This is a genomic window from Brucella pecoris (assembly GCF_006376675.1).
Classification (GTDB): Bacteria; Pseudomonadota; Alphaproteobacteria; order Rhizobiales; family Rhizobiaceae; genus Brucella; species Brucella pecoris.
In genome coordinates this window covers 131,702-146,923 of record NZ_VEWK01000004.1, presented here as the reverse complement: position 1 = coordinate 146,923, position 15,222 = coordinate 131,702, and the positions used below count along the sequence as shown (strand labels likewise).

Sequence of the window (15,222 nt, the reverse complement as noted above, 5' to 3'; positions counted from 1 at the left end):
ATGAGCAAACATATTTCATTTGCGGAAGCAGCATCCCTTATTCCCGACAGCGCTGTCGTGTCGGTTTCTTCATCCAGCGGCCTCGGCTGTCCGGATATGATGCTGAAAGCGATTGGCGAGCGTTTTGATGAAACCGGTCATCCGAAGAATATCACCACGCTGCATCCGATTGCTGCGGGCGATATGAGCGGGATCAAGGGTGTCGATTACATTGCCAAGAAGGGGCTTCTCAAGAAGATCATCGGCGGTTCCTATCCGTCGGGACCATCGAGCGCAGAGCCGCCGCTGATCTGGCAGCTGATCACCAATAACGAGATTCCGGCCTATAATATCCCGTCGGGCATTCTGTTCGACATGCATCGCGAAGCTGCTGCCAAACGCCCCGGTGTGCTGACCAAGGTGGGGCTTGATACCTTCGTAGACCCAAAGCGTCAGGGATCGGCAATGAACGACAAGGCGCGTGAAGAGCCGGTCGTCAAACAGGTCAGTTTTGAAGGTGAAGACTGGCTCTATTTCCCCAATATCGTGCCGCATGTGACGATCATCCGCGCCACCACTGCCGATGAACGCGGCAATCTCACCTATGAACATGAGGGGGCTTATCTTGGTGGGCTGGATCAGGCGCTGGCTGCACGCAACAATGGTGGCATCGTCATTGCGCAGGTCAAACGCATCGCCAAGGAAGGCACACTGAAACCGCATGATGTGCGCGTGCCGGGCGTTCTGGTTGACTATATTGTGGTTGATCAGGATCAGAAACAGACAACGCAGACACTTTACGATCCGGCAATTTCCGGCGAGATTTTCCGTCCGCTCGATACGTTCCGCTTGGCCGAATTCAATATTCAGAAGGCGATTGCGCGGCGTGTAGCGCAGGAGTTGCAAGCAGGCAGTGCGGTCAATTTGGGCTTTGGTATTTCTGCCAATGTGCCGCGCATTCTGCTGGAAGAGGGCCTGCATGGCGCAGTCACCTGGGTGATTGAGCAGGGTGCTGTTGGTGGCGTGCCGCTCCTCGACTTTGCCTTTGGTTGCGCATCCAATGCAGATGCCTATATGCCATCGCCCTATCAGTTCACCTATTTTCAGGGCGCAGGCTTCGACGCCTCGCTTCTGTCCTTCCTTGAGATAGGACGCGACGGCTCGGTCAATGTGTCGAAGCTGTCATTCCGTCCGCATGTGACTGCAGGTGCTGGCGGTTTTGTCGATATTACTGCAAGGGCCAAGAAGATCGTCTTCTCCGGCATGTTCAATGCAGGGGCGAAATTGTCGGTCGCTGACGGTAAGCTGGTGATCGAGAAGGAAGGCAAGCTCAAGAAGCTCGTGAATGAGGTCGAGCATGTCACCTTCTCCGGGCCGCGTGGTGTCGAACAGGGGCAAGACATCACCTATGTCACCGAACGCGCGGTCTTGAAGCTGACGCCGGAAGGCATTGTGTTGACCGAGATTGCGCCGGGTGTCGATTTGCAGACGCATATTCTCGATCAGGCTGAGTTCCCGTTGATTGTTTCGGATAAGCTTAAACTCATGGATGAGGCACTGTTCCGTGAACAGTCGATAGGCCTTTCATTGCCGCAAAAGCCTGCACGAAAGCTGGAGGCTTAAATGGCTCAACGGATAGAAATCTCGACCGAGAACCATATTGCGGTCATCACCATCAAGCGGCCCGAAAAGCTCAATGCATTTGATATCGAGCTTCTGCAGGAATTGTCTGCGGTCTGTGATCGGGTGGAAGCGGAGTGCACCGTGCGCGTTGCGATCCTGACCGGCGAAGGCAAGGCTTTTTCCGCAGGCGGCGATATCAAGGCCTGGGGCGGCATGGAACCGGCTGAATTCGGCCATGCCTGGGTGCGCTATGGTCATCGCGTGTTCGAGCGGCTTGCGACTTTGCGTGTGCCGCTGATCGCAGCAATGAATGGTCATGCTTTGGGTGGTGGTCTGGAACTGGCAGGTGCCGCCGATATCCGCATTGTCGAACGACAGGCAAAAATCGGCCTGCCGGAAACATCGCTTGGTATGATCCCCGGCTGGTCAGGCACACAGCGTCTCGTGCGCCGTTTCGGTGCGCAGATCGTGCGCCGCATGGTGCTGGGTGGCGAAATGTTCACGGCCGAGGAAGCGCTGTCGCACGGGCTGGTCGATCATGTGGTGGAGACAGGCGAGGCTTTAAAAGCCGCGCAGGACTATGCGGCGCGGGTGGCCAAGCGCGGACCGGCTGCGCTCGAAATTTCCAAACTGATGCTGTCGGTCGCCAATGGCGAGGATAATGGCACGGCAGTCGAGGCGCTGGGTTCCATTCTGGTCGCCAAGACCGGCGATCTGAAAGAAGGCGTGCGCTCGTTTACCGAAAAGCGCGAAGCAAATTTTGAAGGAAAATGGTGATGAGCGTAGTCGTAAAACCGCAGCCGCTGAACGGGCTTGAAGTTCGTGAATTCTCCATGCTGATCGATGGTAAATGGGTTGGAAGCCAAAGCGGCGAGACTATTGAACGTGTAGCGCCCGGCCATGGCGTGACGGTAAGCCGCTATCCTGCTGGCAATAAGGCCGATGTGGAACGCGCGGTTGCGAGCGCGCGTAAGGCTTTCGATGACGGGCGCTGGTCGTCTAAAACGGCATCGCAGCGTTCGCTGATTTTGCTGAAAGCCGCCGATCTGATTGAAGCGCGGGCCGAAGAGCTTGCCTATCTCGATGCAATTGAAGCCGGCAAACCAATTTCTCAGGTGCGCGGCGAAATTGCCGGTTCCGTGGATATCTGGCGCTATGCGGCAGCGCTCGCACGCGATCTGCATGGTGAAAGCTATAATAATCTGGGTGATGGCACCCTTGGTGTCGTGCTGCGCGAGGCAATTGGCGTTGTTTCTATCATTACGCCTTGGAATTTCCCGTTCCTGATCGTGGGCCAGAAGCTGCCATTTGCTTTGGCCGCGGGCTGCACGGCAGTCGTAAAGCCTTCGGAGCTGACTTCCGGATCGACATTGTTACTCGGCGAAATTCTGGCCGAAGCAGGCGTCCCTGACGGTGTCGTCAACATCGTCACCGGAACGGGCGCTGATGTCGGCCAGCATATGAGCGCGCATCCAGATGTGGACATGGTGTCGTTCACCGGTTCCACAGGTGTGGGCAAGCTGACCATGGCCAATGCGGCGCAAACGCTCAAGAAAGTATCGCTGGAGCTTGGTGGCAAGAACCCGCAAATCCTGTTCCCGGATGCGGATATGGACGCCTTTATCGACGCAGCCGTGTTCGGTGCATGGTTCAATGCAGGCGAGTGCTGCAATGCCGGTTCGCGGCTGATCGTGCATCGCTCGATTGTCGATGAGATTGTTGGGCGGGTCGCTGATCTGTCGAAGAAAGTCATCGTCGGCGATCCGCTTGATGTCAGCACGCAGGTGGGCGCGATCATCACGCCGCAGCATCTTGATAAGGTAGGTAGCTATGTCGATCAGGCCAGAAAGGCGGGCGCCGCAATTGCCCATGGCGGCGATGTGCTGGATCTCGGCCTTGGCCAATATATGGGACCGACCATCATTGCAGGCGTGAAAGCCGACATGGCCGTGGCGCGTGAAGAGGTGTTCGGGCCGGTTCTGTCGGTGCTGTCTTTTGATACGGTGGATGAGGCGATCTCGATTGCCAATGCAGTGGATTACGGGCTTTCGGCTGGTGTTTGGAGCCGCGATTTCGATACCTGCATGAACATTGGCCGCAAGGTGCGGGCTGGCACTGTCTGGATGAACACCTTCATGGACGGCACACCGGAACTGCCTTTTGGCGGTTATCGCCAGTCGGGTCTGGGTCGCGAGCTGGGCCGTCATGCGGTGGAGGATTATACCGAAACCAAGACGCTCAACATGCATATCGGCGCGCGCACCGGCTGGTGGATGCCGCAAGCAAAATAAGGAGTGACGGCTTTGGGAGGACAGCCGGATATCGTCATCATCGGATCGGGCATCGGCGGCGCGAGCATGGCCGCCGGACTTGCCGCATCAGGTGCTGACATTCTTATTCTTGAGGCAGGGGAGCACTTGCCGGACAGGCCGGAAAACCGCGACCCACGCGCCATTTTTCAGCGTGGTTTCTTTCGCCCCAAAGAGTTCTGGTATGAGACGGATGGCACGCCGTTCAATCCCGGAAATTATTACAATGTCGGCGGCAATTCCAAATTCTATGGCGCAGTGCTGGTGCGCTATCGGCGCGAGGATTTTGACGAGCTTGCGCATCTTGAAGGCGTGTCTCCGGCATGGCCCTTTGTCTATGATGAGCTTGAGCCCTGGTATTGCAAGGCGGAAGAGCTTTTTCAGGTGTGCGGTGAGTTGGGTGATGACCCGACAGAACCCTATCATTCAAAGCCCTATTCCTATCCGGCTATCCGTGATGAACGTCCGATTGCCGATGTGCGTGCGCGGCTGAAGAAGGCGGGGCTGCATCCGGCTTCCTTGCCATTGGGTGTTGATATTGAGCGCTGGCTGGCGAAGGCAAAAACGCCGTGGGACGCGCATCCCAACAGCAATGACGGCAAGATGGATGCGGAAACCTGCCCGCTTGCGGAGGCGCTCAAACATCCGAATGTCCGGCTGGAAACCTCGGCACGGGTGATGCGACTGGAAACTGGGCCGGATGGTAAAACCATTACGGCAGTTCATTATGTGAAGAACGGCGAGGCGCAAGTTCTGCGCCCCAAGCTGGTTATTCTATCTGCCGGTGCGGTGCAATCGGCAGCGCTTTTGCTGCGATCCGGATTGGCGAACCGTTCCGATCAGGTTGGCCGCAATTTCATGAACCACAATGCAAGTGCGGTGATCGGGTTTGATCCGCGCTATCGCAATGACAGCGTTTACCAGAAGACCTTTGGTTTCAATGATTACTATCTCAGCGATGGGGCAGGTGGGCCGCCGCTTGGCAATGTGCAATTGCTGGGGCGGGTGTCGGGCGCGATCCTGAAATCCAATATGCCTCGCGTGCCGGAATGGCTTTTGAACCGCATTGCCGGGCACACGATTGATTTTTACGCGATGAGCGAAGACCTGCCATCGCCGGAAAGTCGCGTGAGCGTGGATGGTGATCGCATCATTCTGCATTGGGTGCGTTCCAACTGGAAGGCGCATCTGATGCTGGTAGATAAGCTCAAATCCGCGCTGCGTGAAGCGGGCTTTCCAATTGTGCTGTCGCGGGCGTTCGACAGGCGAACACCATCGCATCAATGCGGCACGGTGCGGATTGGCAATGATGGAGCAGCAGCGCCGCTTGATCCTTATTGCCGTGCTTATGACCATCCCAACCTCTATGTGGTCGATGCGTCGTTTCTGCCGACCTCGGCGGCGGTCAATCCCGCGCTGACCATTGCGGCGCAGGCCTTGCGCGTATCCGACCATATTCAAAGGGAGATACTGGCATGAACCGTCAAAGACCCGTGGCACTGGTGACTGGCGGGCGGCGCGGGATCGGGCTTGGTATTGCCCGCACTCTGGCCGCCAAGGGCTTCGATCTGGCGATTACCGACCGCGAACGTGACGAGGCCGTCATCCATGAATTGCGCGAGCTTGGTGGAAGAGTGGCTTTCTTCGAAAGCGATCTGGCTGCCGTTGGAATGCATGAGGCAACCGTTGCCGCAGTGATGAAAGAATTCGGCGGTATTGACTGTCTCGTGAACAATGCAGGCATGGGCTCGGTCGAGCGCGGCGATTTTCTCGTACTGAAGCCCGAAAATTTCGACATGATCATGGATGTGAATCTGCGCGGCACGGTGTTTTTCACGCAGGCCGTGGTGAAGGCCATGCTGGCTGCAACAGAAGTGCGTTTTCCACGCAGCATTATAACGATCAGCTCGGTTTCGTCGGTGATGACATCACCCGAACGGCTTGATTACTGCATCAGCAAAGCGGGGCTGACGGCCTTCGTGCAGGGGCTTGCGCTGCGTCTGGCCGAAGCGCGGATCGGCGTGTTCGAAGTGCGTCCCGGTATCATCCGCACCGATATGACAGCGCGTGTTGCCGAGCGTTATGACGGACTGATCGACGGTGGTCTGGTGCCGATGAAACGCTGGGGCGAGGCCGGCGATGTCGGCGCGATTGTTGCCGGGCTTGCCGGTGGCGATTTCATTTTTGCGACCGGCTCGGCAATCAATGCCGATGGTGGTCTGTCGATTGCAAAATTATAAGGGTAGGGCGATGGATTACGATTATATCATCGTGGGTGGGGGGCCTGCCGGTTGTGTTCTCGCCAATCGTCTGAGCGAAGATGCATCGGTCAAAGTGCTGTTGCTGGAAGCTGGTGGCAGCGACTGGAATCCGCTGTTTCACATGCCTGCCGGGTTTGCAAAGATGACCAAGGGTGTGGCGAGCTGGGGCTGGGAAACCGTTCCGCAGAAACACCTCAAAAATCGGGTGTTGCGCTATACGCAGGCAAAAGTCATCGGCGGCGGCTCCAGCATCAATGCGCAGATTTATACGCGCGGCAATGCAGCCGATTATGATCTTTGGGCTGGCGAAGATGGCTGCACCGGCTGGGACTATCGCCATGTGCTGCCCTATTTCAAACGCGCCGAAGACAATCAGCGTTTCAACGATGATTTTCATTCCTATGGCGGGCCGCTTGGCATTTCGATGCCTTCTGCGACGCTGCCGATCTGCGACGCCTATATCCGCGCAGGGCAGGAACTGGGCATCCCGTATAATCCGGATTTCAACGGGCGCGAACAGGCAGGCGTCGGCTTTTATCAGCTCACCCAGCGCAATCGCCGCCGCTCGTCGGCATCGCTTGCTTATCTGTCCACGATCAAGGGTCGCAAGAACTTGACGATCCGCATGAATGCACCAGTGCGCAACATCGAGCTGGAAAAGACCCATGTAACCGGCGTTACGCTGATGAGCGGCGAGGTTTTGCGGGCAAACCGCGAAGTGATTGTTTCATCCGGCGCCATCGGTTCGCCGAAACTTCTGCTACAATCGGGTATCGGCCCGGCCGATCATCTTAAAGAAGCTGGCGTGAGTGTGAAGCATGATCTGCCGGGCGTGGGTGAGAATATGCAGGATCATCTCGACCTGTTTGTCATTGCCGAATGCACGGGCGATCATACTTATGATGGCGTGGCGAAGCTGCATCGGACGCTTGGCGCGGGGCTGCAATATCTGTTGTTGCGTTCCGGCCCTGTAGCGTCCAGCCTCTTTGAAACCGGCGGCTTCTGGTATGCGGACCCGGATGCCCGCTCGCCGGATATCCAGTTTCATCTGGGATTGGGTTCGGGCATTGAGGCAGGTGTCGAGAAGCTCAAGAATGCAGGCGTGACGCTCAATTCCGCTTATCTGCATCCGCGCTCGCGTGGAACCGTGCGGCTGGCTTCCAGCGACCCGGCTGCTGCACCGCTGATTGACCCCAATTACTGGAGCGACCCGCATGATCGCAAGATGTCGCTTGAAGGTCTGAAGATCGCGCGCGAAATCATGCAACAGGACGCATTGAAGCCCTATGTTATGGCCGAACGCTTGCCGGGCGCGAAGGTCGTCAGTGATGATGATCTGTTCGATTATGCCTGCGCCAATGCCAAGACCGATCATCATCCGGTCGGCACTTGCAAGATGGGTACGGATGCTATGGCTGTTGTCGATCTTGATCTGAAAGTGCGAGGGCTCGAAGGCTTGCGGGTTTGCGACAGCTCGATCATGCCGCGCGTTCCGTCCTGCAACACCAATGCGCCGACCATCATGATCGGCGAAAAGGGAGCGGATATTATTCGCGGCCTCGATCCGCTGCCGCCCGTTGTGTTTTCATGGGAGCGGAACGAGCGAAGGTCGATGAGGCGTTAATCGCTTTCAACCGGCTCGAAGCGCAGGTAGCCGACAATGCCTGAGCCGCGCCGTTCGGGATTATCGGACGGATGATTGACGCCGTCGGTCACGGGAACGACGGCGAAATCGAAAGGTGAGACGCCTTCCAGACAAGCCGCATTCACGCCGAACTGGTTCGGATTGGAGCGGCGCTGATGGTGCGTGTAGATCCCGCAGCGGGAGCAGAAATAGTGTTTCGCGAGGCCCGTATTGAATGTGTAGAGTGTCAGCGCGTCTTCGCCTTCGAGGATTTCCAGCCCACCCAGATCAGCCGAAACGGCCACCGCACCGCGCATCCGGCAATAGGAACAGGTGCAGCGCCTTGCCGTATGCAGGCCATCGGATAATTTGACGCGAAAGCGCACGGTTCCGCAGTGGCACGCACCATTGGCTTCCTTGATATCGGGATTCATTTTTCTCTCCTCGCATTCAGCCGAAAGATATTTTCTTTTTTGCCGATTTACCACCGCTGAAAACCAGTTAAGTTTATCGCCGAAAATAGGTCTGGGAGGGCGCTTGCATGGGTGAATTCGCGGTGGTGACGGGTGGCAGCACCGGCATTGGAAGACATCTTGTTTCTGCTTTTGCCGAGGCGGGCTACACGGTGGCCTTCAGCTACAAGCACGATGACGAAGCTGCACAATCGCTCGTAGAAGCCATAGAGGAGACTGGCGGTCAGGCGCTCGGGCTTGGCTGCGATGTCGGAAGGCGCGTCGAGGTCGAAGCCTTCTTCGATGAGGTTTGCGACTGGTTCGGCGATGCACCCGATGTGCTGGTCAACAATGCGGGCATCCAGACATGGGCACCCTTGCTGGAACTTTCTGAAGACGGTTGGGACGATGTCATTCGCACCAATCTGAAAGGCTGTTTCCTCAACACGCAGGCTGCCGCAAAGCGTATGGTTGAGGCCGACAAGGGTGGCGCCATCGTCAATATCGGCTCGGGCTGCAACAAGCTCGCCTTTCCCAAACTGGTTTCCTACACGGCATCGAAGGGTGGCATAGAGCAGTTCACCAAGGCTTCGGCGGTGGAGCTTGGGCCGCACGGAATTCGGGTGAATTGCGTGGCCCCCGGCGCGATCCTCAATGAACGCACAGCAGAAGAGCAGCCCGACTATGCGGGCACCTGGGCGCGCATCACGCCGCTGCGCAGGGTAGGAACGGCGGAAGACATTTCGGGTCCCGTCCTGTTCTTTGCGTCCGATGCGGCGCGTTTTGTGACCGGCCAGACGATCTGGGTCGATGGCGGTGTCTTTTCACAGGCCAATTGGCCGTATGAGGGGTGAGTTTCGATAGTGATCGATGTCTACTTGGGGATTAGTATTCATCTTACTCGTAGCTAAAGGCCTCGGCTTCAATGACGTCTGTCCCCGTTATCAACAATTGACCCACTAGATATAGGATGTTCTGCCTATGTCTCAGTGAATATCTATATATTGTGTTGCGGAGTTTCCCCTTTTCTATCAAAATTCTACTGTTGCTTGTGGGAATGATTCGCACGCAACAAAGGAGAAGGCCAATCTAGCAGCAACTAGATTGGCCTTGATAGAAACCGCCGGAAAGGGCGGAGATTTGTGATCACGAGGTGACCATGTTCGCATTCGCGATACAAGTCAAGGTTCTTTCCGGTTTTTGGAAAGATAAAACCTATGGCTTTACCCGCATACAAACTCACTTTCGAAGATGCCGTTCAGGTGCATTTGATGCTCATGAAAGGCGAATTGCAGAGCCGTGTCGCCGCTCTATTTGATACGAATGGCGGACGCATTTCCGAAATTAATACTGGAAAGCGTCATCCCGGTAGTAAGGATGAGGCTATTCGCCGCTTTCATTCTTAATCACTAAATAGTCGGGCGAGGAAGCTCGCCCGACTATTCATGAAAAAAACTAACTCTGTATTTTCAGCATACGCTTGTGCGATGTTTGGTTTGGACAATATTTGCTGAAATGGTGATCCCGACTGGATTCGAACCAGTGGCCTACAGATTAGGAATCTGTCGCTCTATCCTACTGAGCTACGGGACCAACCGATGAGCATCTGCCGCTGATTCCAGCCAGCCGACACTTTTCGAGACATAATGGTTTTCATAGCTGTCGCCAACCCCGCAAAAAGCGGGGCAGGCGGATTTATTCAGGCATCAGGCAGCAAGTGCTGTTTCCGCTACCGCCACGAAATAGCTGACCCCATAAGGAATGGCGTCGTCGTTGAAGTCATAGGCAGGGTGGTGAAGGCCGGGCGTGTCGCCATTGCCGAGGAAGATATAGGCGCCGGGGCGCGCTTCCAGCATGTAGGAAAAATCTTCCGCCGCCATCATCGGCTCGACATTTTCGTCCACCTTGCCTTCGCCCGCCACCGCGCTGGCGACGCGGGCGGCAAATTCCGTCTGCGCATCGTGATTGTAGGTGACCGGATAATTGTTCTTGTAGCGAACGGTGATTTCCGCGCCGGTGGCTGCTGCAATACCGGCCGCGGCTTCGCGGATACGGCGTTCGGCGAAGGCGCGGGTTTCTTTCTTTAGCGTGCGGACAGTGCCCGACAGTGTCGCCTTTTCCGGGATCACATTATAAGCCTCGCCGGCAATGAACTTCGTCACCGAGATCACAAGTGAATCGAGCGGATCGGTATTGCGCGACACGATGCCCTGAAGAGCAATCATCAACTGCGAACCCGTCAGGATTGGATCGATGGTGCGGTGCGGCTGCGCCGCATGGCCACCGCGTCCGGTAATGAAAAGATCGAACTCATCAGTCGCGGCCATGATCGGGCCTTTTCGCATCGCGAACTGACCGACCGGCAGGCCCGGCATATTGTGGACGCCATAGACTTCCGAAATATTGAAGCGGTCCATCACGCCGTCCTCGACCATGGCCAGGCCCCCGGCACCGCCTTCTTCGGCAGGCTGGAACAGAAGCGCGACCGAGCCGCGGAAATTGCGGGTCTCTGCGAGATATTGCGCCGCGCCCAAAAGCATGGAGGTATGGCCGTCATGGCCGCAGGAATGCGCCTTGCCGGGATTATGTGAGACCCATTCGACGCCACTGGTTTCGGTGATCGGCAGGGCATCCATGTCGGCGCGCAGACCGATTGCCGGGCCATCGCCGTGGCGGCCCTTGATGATGCCGACGACGCCGGTGCGTCCAACGCCTGTTTCCACAAGATCACAACCGAAGGATTTCAGCTTGTCTTCGACAAATTTTGCAGTTTCGTGCACGTCGTAGAGAAGTTCGGGATTCTGGTGCAGTTTTCGCCGCCATGCGGCAATTTCCGCTTGCGTTTCAACGGCACGATTCAACACTGGCATTTTCGGATGGCTCCCCGGATTGGGCATGATTTGAAGGAAACAGGATATGACGTTTCGATGAAAGCGGGCAATCCCTGTTTGCCTTTTCATCGCCACATGGCATAGATAAAGAAAGCGTTAATCTCCCATCAGGGCGGTTCCAGTTGATACAGAGTCACTGGAACGGCTCTACCTCTATGTTTTTATGCATTATCCGACGCAAAACCACTTCGCATTTTTGCTGGAAATGCTCTAGAGCGCAATTCGAACCCGCAGAAGTTGCAGGCTATTTCGATTGGAACTACGGAATGATGTCGAAATCATTGAAAATCTGGTTTGCAGCTGCTGGCATGTCCGCTACCGCGCTGGCGTCAGCTGCGGCTAATCCCTCGATTGCAGTGGATGTCGCAACCGGCAAGGTCTACCAGCAGCAGGAAGCTTTTCAGCGCTGGTATCCCGCTTCCCTCACCAAGATGATGACGGCCTATGTGGCATTCCGTGCGCTGCAGTCGGGCCAGATGACGCTGGATTCTCCGGTACGCATGACGGTTAACGCCGCCAAAGAACCGCCGAGCAAGATGGGCTACAAGCCGGGATCTGTCATGACGCTCGATACGGCGTTGAAGATCATGCTGGTGAAGTCGGCCAATGACGTTGCCGTTGCCGTTGCCGAAGCCGTGGGCGGAACGGAATCCGGTTTTGTGCAGCGCATGAATGAGGAAGCGCAGCGTATCGGTATGGTCGGGTCGCATTTTGCCAACCCGAATGGCCTGCACAATCCCAACAACTATACGACGGCGCGCGACCTCGCAGTTCTGGCCGTGCAGCTTCGCCGCGAATTTCCGCAATATGCGCATTATTTCGCGACCGAGGCGATCGATCCGGGTGCAGGCAAGAAGGTTCAGGCCAATTACAACATCCTGCTTGGCCGCTATGATGGTGCAGACGGTATGAAGACCGGTTTCGTCTGCGCATCCGGTTTCAACCTTGCAAGTTCGGCGACGCGCAATGGCCGGACTGTGCTGGCAATCATTCTCGGTGCCGACCGGCAGGAAGCGCGCGCGGTTCAGGCGGCACAGCTCATGACCGATGCGTTCCGCGCAAGTGCCGGTGGTGGCGCGACGCTGGCGACCTTGCGTCCCGCCGCGGGCGGCAATCTCGATCAGGCTGTCGACATGCGCAAGGCGATCTGCAGCCAGCAGGCCATGGCCGATCGCTGGGACGGACGCGATGTCGAAGGCAAGCTGAAAATCAATTCGCCCTATATCCATGCGATGGATCACGACCCGGTGGCGGTGAAGGTCGGTCTGGTTTCCGAACCGGGCCCGACGACCCGGCCGAGCCAGCTCGACATTTCGCAGATTCCGGTGCCGATGCCGCGTCCGCAGCGTTCCGCGGGTGCCAATACCACTGCGATAAACTGATATGCCGAATCCCATTCCCGTTTCCGTGCTGACCGGCTTTCTCGGTTCAGGCAAGACGACGCTTCTCAACCGGCTTCTGAAAGATCCGGCGCTGAGTGATACGGCGGTGATCATCAACGAGTTCGGCGAAGTCGGCATCGATCATCTGCTGGTCGAGCAGGCGAGCGAAGGCGTGATCGAGCTGTCCGACGGCTGCCTGTGCTGCACGGTGCGCGGCGAACTGGTGGATACGCTGGCCGATCTGATCGACCGCCTCCAGACCGGGCGGATCAAGGCGCTGAAGCGCGTGATCATCGAAACCACCGGCCTTGCTGATCCGGCACCAGTGCTGCATTCGATCATGGGGCATCCCGTGCTCATGCAGGCTTTCCGGCTCGATGGGGTTCTGGCGACGGTGGATGCCGTCAACGGCATGGCGACGCTCGATAATCATGAGGAAGCCGTCAAGCAGGCGGCGATGGCCGACCGCATTGTGCTGACCAAAACCGATCTTCCGGAAGCACAAGCAGGACTGGCTGCATTGAAGGCGCGTCTTCAAGCACTCAATCCTGGTGCGGACATTCTGGAAGCCGGTGAACAGCGCACAGGCTATGCGGCGCTTTTCGAATGCGGTCTCTATAATCCGGAAACGAAATCGGCGGATGTGCAGCGCTGGCTGAAGGCGGAAGCCTATGAGGACGATCATCATGACCATGCTCATGTATGCCGGCCGGATTGCGATCACGACCATCATCACCACGATCACCATCATGGCCACCATCATGGCCACGCGCATCATCATCACCATGACGATGCGATCCGGTCCTTTTCGCTGCGCCATGATGCGCCGATCCCGCTATCGACCTTCGACATGTTCCTCGATCTTCTGCGTTCGACCCATGGGGAGAAGCTTCTGCGCGTGAAGGGCATCGTGCAGATCGCCGAGGACCCGGATCGCCCGGTGGTCATTCACGGGGTGCAGAAGATTTTCCATCCGCCCGCACGCCTGCCGCAATGGCCGCAGGATAAACATGAAACGCTTCTGGTGATGATCGTGAAGGATCTGCCGGAAACCTATGTTCGCGAGCTTTTCGATGCGTTTTTAGGACGCCCGGCGCTGGACAGGCCCGACCGTGCCGCGCTGACCGAAAACCCGCTGGCTATTCCGGGTTTCTCGCCCCGGAGCTGATATTTACTTCTTGCGAATAAGGAAGCGCTGCAATGTCCCTCGACGCTCCTGTGCGACGAGGGCGTGGCCTTCCTGCGTGCAGAAATACGGGACGTCAATGCCTGACAGCGGATCGGTTGCCTCCACCCAGAGAAACGCTTGGCTCGGCATTTTTTCCAGACGATTGCGGGTTTTCAAAACCGGAAGGGGGCATTTAAGCCCCCTCAGGTCGTAGACAGGAATATCATCCTGCCGGGTCGTCAGTTCCCAATGATCTTCCACCATGGTTTTTTCGGTTCAGGGGCTGCGACAGGTGCCGGTTGTTCGACATTCTGCGCCACCGTGCTTGCGGTCGTCATTGGTGAGATTTGTGGAGCAGACGCTTGTGCGGGGTCTGCCGGATTCGGCTGCAGTGCGGGCACGGCTGCGGTCTGTGCTGCAGGAATGACAACCGGTTGCGGCGTCGCCGCAATGGCTGTCGGCTGTACGGACGGCGTTGCCGGGCGAATGTCCGGTGCGCCGGCCTTTTCTGCAGAAGCGGGAGAAAGTGACGGTGGTTCGCGCGTTACTTTCTCGCCGCGTGCACGCGCAGCACTCCAGGCGGAGACGAGCTTGGCTTCGGTAATGCCCTGAATGGACGGTGCCGGCGCCTTCTGGCTGGCGCTGAATGCCGACTGATAGGTCTTTTCGTAAGACGCGTAGGACATGGCCTCGCCGCCAGCCGATGGCGGGCAGGCATCCGTTGCAGACAGAGGCTGGCCGTCAGGCGTCGCAACGTTGAACACATAGCGCTTTTCGCAGACATCGACTTTCGGTGGTACCTTGGCGGTTTCGAAAGCGTCGTAGCCCTGCTTCAGCATCTTCCAGAACGAATAATTCGGATCGCTCTTGTAGCGCGCCATGTTGGCAGCCGTCATGCGGAACGGAAATGCCTGGATCTGGAAATCGCGCTGGCCGCCCTTGAAGGCGTCGCGACCGAAGGCGTAAATCTCGGCGACCTGTTCGTCGGTCATCGAGTAGCAACCCGACGACGAGCATGCGCCGTGCACCATCAGATGCTGGCCGGTGCGGCCATTGGCGCGGTCATAAGCGTTGGGGAAGCCGATATTGAACGAGAGATAATAGCTGGAATTCGGATTCATCTGGGCGGGGCGGACGGTATAGAAACCTTCCGGCGCCTGACGGTCACCCTCAATGAATTTCGGCCCGAGCTTGCCCGACCACTTGCAGATTTCGTAGGATGCAATCTGGTCGTACTTGCCGTTGTTCTTCTGCTTCCAGACCTCAAGTGTGCCTTCTTCTTTGAAAATGCGTACCATGATCGGCGAGGTGCGGGTCATGCCCTTCGCCTTCATCTTGGCAACGACCTTTTCGGGAAGCGGCTTCTCAGCCCGGAGGCTTAGATCGGATACGGACGAACCCTGACAGCCCGCGAGGAGCGCGGTTGCCATTACGGAGCCTAGAATTGCGGTTCTGATCTTCATGTCGCATCGAGTCTGTTAGAGCTACGCCAGAGACTTTATGAGCAAAAGCCAATTTCCTGAACGTGGAATT

14 protein-coding genes and 1 tRNA gene are annotated in these 15,222 nt (G+C 57.1%); 10 read left to right on the top strand and 5 right to left on the bottom strand.

What is annotated here, in order from left to right; all coding sequences use genetic code 11:
* From FIB18_RS09650 to FIB18_RS09625, 6 genes are read left to right on the top strand one after another with little or no spacing between them, the layout of a single operon-like run.
* Entirely contained in the window at positions 1–1,602 is a 1,602-nt protein-coding gene (locus tag FIB18_RS09650) for an acyl CoA:acetate/3-ketoacid CoA transferase (protein WP_140020506.1), read from the top strand.
* On the top strand, positions 1,603–2,379 hold the full coding sequence (locus FIB18_RS09645; RefSeq protein WP_140020505.1) for an enoyl-CoA hydratase/isomerase family protein: 777 nt from the start codon (positions 1,603–1,605) through the stop codon (positions 2,377–2,379).
* Entirely contained in the window at positions 2,373–3,893 is a 1,521-nt protein-coding gene (locus FIB18_RS09640; protein ID WP_140020504.1) for an aldehyde dehydrogenase family protein, read from the top strand. Before FIB18_RS09645 ends, FIB18_RS09640 begins: the two co-directional genes overlap by 7 nt.
* Before the next feature lie 12 nt (positions 3,894–3,905).
* On the top strand, positions 3,906–5,390 hold the full coding sequence (locus FIB18_RS09635; protein ID WP_140020503.1) for a GMC oxidoreductase: 1,485 nt from the start codon (positions 3,906–3,908) through the stop codon (positions 5,388–5,390).
* A complete protein-coding gene (locus FIB18_RS09630) occupies positions 5,387–6,151 on the top strand; it encodes a 3-ketoacyl-ACP reductase (RefSeq protein ID WP_140020502.1) in 765 nt (254 codons plus the stop codon). The genes FIB18_RS09635 and FIB18_RS09630 overlap by 4 nt, the downstream gene beginning before the upstream one ends.
* Positions 6,152–6,161: 10 nt before the next feature.
* Complete coding sequence (locus tag FIB18_RS09625) at positions 6,162–7,796, top strand: GMC family oxidoreductase (protein ID WP_140020501.1); 1,635 nt, start codon at positions 6,162–6,164, stop codon at positions 7,794–7,796.
* Here the strand turns inward: FIB18_RS09625 and FIB18_RS09620 are convergent.
* Entirely contained in the window at positions 7,793–8,230 is a 438-nt protein-coding gene (locus tag FIB18_RS09620) for a GFA family protein (protein ID WP_140020500.1), read from the bottom strand. The two genes, FIB18_RS09625 and FIB18_RS09620, sit on opposite strands and share 4 nt — an antisense overlap.
* A gap of 107 nt (positions 8,231–8,337) precedes the next feature.
* On the opposite strand from FIB18_RS09620, the gene FIB18_RS09615 reads away from it, so the two are divergent.
* Together FIB18_RS09615 and FIB18_RS09610 are read left to right on the top strand one after the other, a co-directional pair.
* Complete coding sequence (locus FIB18_RS09615; protein ID WP_140020499.1) at positions 8,338–9,102, top strand: SDR family NAD(P)-dependent oxidoreductase; 765 nt, start codon at positions 8,338–8,340, stop codon at positions 9,100–9,102.
* Positions 9,103–9,465: 363 nt separating this feature from the next.
* Positions 9,466–9,654, top strand: a complete 189-nt coding sequence (locus tag FIB18_RS09610) for a hypothetical protein (RefSeq protein WP_140020498.1) — start codon at positions 9,466–9,468, stop codon at positions 9,652–9,654.
* Positions 9,655–9,764: 110 nt separating this feature from the next.
* On the opposite strand, the gene FIB18_RS09605 is transcribed toward FIB18_RS09610, so the two are convergent.
* Positions 9,765–9,841: transfer RNA gene (locus tag FIB18_RS09605), tRNA-Arg, on the bottom strand.
* A 113-nt stretch (positions 9,842–9,954) separates the two neighbouring features.
* A complete protein-coding gene (locus tag FIB18_RS09600; protein ID WP_140020497.1) occupies positions 9,955–11,118 on the bottom strand; it encodes a M20 aminoacylase family protein in 1,164 nt (387 codons plus the stop codon).
* Between the two features lie 287 nt (positions 11,119–11,405).
* Between FIB18_RS09600 and FIB18_RS09595 the strand changes: the two genes are divergently transcribed.
* On the top strand, positions 11,406–12,521 hold the full coding sequence (locus tag FIB18_RS09595) for a D-alanyl-D-alanine carboxypeptidase family protein (RefSeq protein ID WP_140020496.1): 1,116 nt from the start codon (positions 11,406–11,408) through the stop codon (positions 12,519–12,521).
* Between the two features lies 1 nt (position 12,522).
* Positions 12,523–13,689, top strand: coding sequence for a CobW family GTP-binding protein (locus tag FIB18_RS09590; RefSeq protein WP_140020495.1), 1,167 nt, complete (start codon positions 12,523–12,525; stop codon positions 13,687–13,689).
* Positions 13,690–13,692: 3 nt separating this feature from the next.
* Here FIB18_RS09590 and FIB18_RS09585 read toward each other — a convergent pair whose 3' ends face one another.
* Positions 13,693–13,953: a sulfurtransferase TusA family protein gene (locus FIB18_RS09585; RefSeq protein WP_140020494.1), complete on the bottom strand. Its 261-nt coding sequence runs from the start codon at positions 13,951–13,953 to the stop codon at positions 13,693–13,695.
* Entirely contained in the window at positions 13,929–15,152 is a 1,224-nt protein-coding gene (locus FIB18_RS09580; protein WP_140020493.1) for a L,D-transpeptidase family protein, read from the bottom strand. Before FIB18_RS09580 ends, FIB18_RS09585 begins: the two co-directional genes overlap by 25 nt.
* Positions 15,153–15,222: the final 70 nt, after the last annotated feature.

Coding starts and splice junctions, on each gene's coding strand:
- FIB18_RS09650 (WP_140020506.1), top strand. CDS start 1: ATGAGCAAACATATTTCATTTGCGGAAGCAGCATCCCTTATTCCCGAC.
- FIB18_RS09645 (WP_140020505.1), top strand. CDS start 1,603: ATGGCTCAACGGATAGAAATCTCGACCGAGAACCATATTGCGGTCATC.
- FIB18_RS09640 (WP_140020504.1), top strand. CDS start 2,373: ATGGTGATGAGCGTAGTCGTAAAACCGCAGCCGCTGAACGGGCTTGAA.
- FIB18_RS09630 (WP_140020502.1), top strand. CDS start 5,387: ATGAACCGTCAAAGACCCGTGGCACTGGTGACTGGCGGGCGGCGCGGG.
- FIB18_RS09625 (WP_140020501.1), top strand. CDS start 6,162: ATGGATTACGATTATATCATCGTGGGTGGGGGGCCTGCCGGTTGTGTT.
- FIB18_RS09620 (WP_140020500.1), bottom strand. CDS start 8,230: ATGAATCCCGATATCAAGGAAGCCAATGGTGCGTGCCACTGCGGAACC.
- FIB18_RS09615 (WP_140020499.1), top strand. CDS start 8,338: ATGGGTGAATTCGCGGTGGTGACGGGTGGCAGCACCGGCATTGGAAGA.
- FIB18_RS09610 (WP_140020498.1), top strand. CDS start 9,466: ATGGCTTTACCCGCATACAAACTCACTTTCGAAGATGCCGTTCAGGTG.
- FIB18_RS09600 (WP_140020497.1), bottom strand. CDS start 11,118: ATGCCAGTGTTGAATCGTGCCGTTGAAACGCAAGCGGAAATTGCCGCA.
- FIB18_RS09595 (WP_140020496.1), top strand. CDS start 11,406: ATGATGTCGAAATCATTGAAAATCTGGTTTGCAGCTGCTGGCATGTCC.
- FIB18_RS09590 (WP_140020495.1), top strand. CDS start 12,523: ATGCCGAATCCCATTCCCGTTTCCGTGCTGACCGGCTTTCTCGGTTCA.
- FIB18_RS09585 (WP_140020494.1), bottom strand. CDS start 13,953: ATGGTGGAAGATCATTGGGAACTGACGACCCGGCAGGATGATATTCCT.
- FIB18_RS09580 (WP_140020493.1), bottom strand. CDS start 15,152: ATGAAGATCAGAACCGCAATTCTAGGCTCCGTAATGGCAACCGCGCTC.